The sequence below is a fragment of the Acetobacter tropicalis genome (assembly GCF_001580915.1).
In the GTDB taxonomy this organism is placed as follows: domain Bacteria; phylum Pseudomonadota; class Alphaproteobacteria; order Acetobacterales; family Acetobacteraceae; genus Acetobacter; species Acetobacter tropicalis.
Genome location: NZ_LHZQ01000074.1, coordinates 1 through 1,721, shown reverse-complemented (window position 1 = coordinate 1,721; position 1,721 = coordinate 1). Strand labels below are relative to the sequence as shown.

At 55.9% G+C, this 1,721-nt stretch carries 3 protein-coding genes; 1 reads left to right on the top strand and 2 read right to left on the bottom strand.

All coding sequences use genetic code 11. From position 1 onward, the window contains the following. On the top strand, positions 1 to 571 hold a 571-nt coding region (locus AD944_RS00500), incomplete at its 5' end, for an IS66 family transposase (protein ID WP_156477219.1). A 188-nt stretch (positions 572 to 759) separates the two neighbouring features. Here the strand turns inward: AD944_RS00500 and AD944_RS00495 are convergent. Then, complete coding sequence (locus AD944_RS00495; RefSeq protein ID WP_061474625.1) at positions 760 to 1,326, bottom strand: nuclear transport factor 2 family protein; 567 nt, start codon at positions 1,324 to 1,326, stop codon at positions 760 to 762. A 43-nt stretch (positions 1,327 to 1,369) separates the two neighbouring features. Continuing rightward, positions 1,370 to 1,721 (bottom strand): amidase family protein (locus tag AD944_RS00490; protein ID WP_248845790.1); only part of this gene is annotated, 352 nt, incomplete at its 5' end.

Genomic DNA, 1,721 nt, shown 5'->3' with positions numbered 1-1,721 from the left:
TGCGATGCCGTGCGGGGAGGACGGCAACCACCCCATCTGGAAGGGCAGTGATTCGACAATCGCAAGGGAAGCACTTGAACAGATCGGAGAGCTCTACGATATCGAGCGCCAGATCACCGGACACCCGGCCCCGTATCGTCTGGCTGTCCGACAGGAACAAAGCCGTCCCCGTGTCACAGCATTCCACGCATGGTGCGAAACACAGCTTGCCCGTATCCCTGGAAAGGGGGAACTGGCAAAAGCGATCCGTTATGCGCTCAACCGGTGGAAGGCCTTTACCCTGTTCCTCGAAGATGGTCGTGTCGCCATCGACAACAATCCTGCCGAACGCGCCATACGGCCCGTATGCGTGGGGCGAAAAAATTATCTCTTTGCCGGATCCGACACCGGGGGCGACAACATCGCTGATGCCATGACGCTTATCGAAAGCGCAAAACTCTCCCGGCTTAATCCGCACGATTACCTCGCCGACGTCCTGGCCCGTATCAACGAGCACAAGATCAACCGGCTCCACGAACTGTTGCCATGGAACTGGAAACCCGTGAATACACTGCACAGGCAGGCCGCATAATCAAGGCGGCCCAGAGCGGCCGGTTACGTTCTAAGCTCTCATGACCGTCATTCGGAGAGTGCAACTGCAGGAAGCCTACACCAGACTGGCGCCTGATGTGACCAAAAACTGATGCTGGACCTGACGGGTGTGCCACGAGCCGGATCGACGACGATTGATCATGCTCTCATCCGCGGATTCCAGCCAGGTCAGGGTTCCATCAGCACTGAACGCGTTGGTATACTTTCCGCCCACCCCGTGCTCAGCGGTGCGATAAACACATTCTCCGTGCGTGTGCGGGAAATTTTCCACACCCCGTTTTCCTTCCGGAAAAAATTGTTCAGGCGGCTGGACCGTAACAGTGAGGAACCATCCCCAAATATCCAGGGCTGGCAATGCACCCATTGTCCATCCGCGGTATCACCCGTTACATGAATTTGCTCAGACGTGAGGTAATGGACATTCAACAACAGAGCCGGGTCCCGTTTCTGGCTCCAGAACCCCTCGAAATGGGCCCGGATCGCGGCCTTGCCAATGCAGCGCCCGAACTGATTGGTATAGTATTCCCCAACACCTTCCCAGATTGCATCTTCGGTATAGAGATCCATAATACAATCGATACGTTCCGCATCATTCGTCACCCCTGCTTCCGGGCAAGGCGTATCACACAGGAACATGTAACGTGCCTGGATACGGCGAATATCCGCTTCTGCCTCCAGTTGCTCGATACGTTGGCTCAACGCATCAATGCGACGGGCAAGAATCTCGTCTGTCATGATGTCCCAATCTCCGCATATCCTGGCGCACGCTGGCCTATTATCATGTGCACATCGAAGGAAGAGGGCGTGGCGGAAGGATCGTCTCTGCCCAACCGGCCCAATTCAGCAAATCTTCATCCGTCCCATATGCGGACAGAAGCTGCACACCAACCGGAAGGCCGCTTGAACTGGTTAACCCCGGTAGCGTTACGGTCGGCAGGCGCAATAGCGTCCACAACCGGCTAAAAAGCGGGCTACCTGTACCACTTTCCGCCAAAGGCGCCTCGCCCGGTGCTGCCGGTGCAACAATTACATCATAATTGGCGAAAATATCTGCCATACGACAACGAAGTTCCTCGGCCATGGCAAGAGCCGCACGATATGTTGCGTAGTCAATCTGCTTTCCGGCTTCA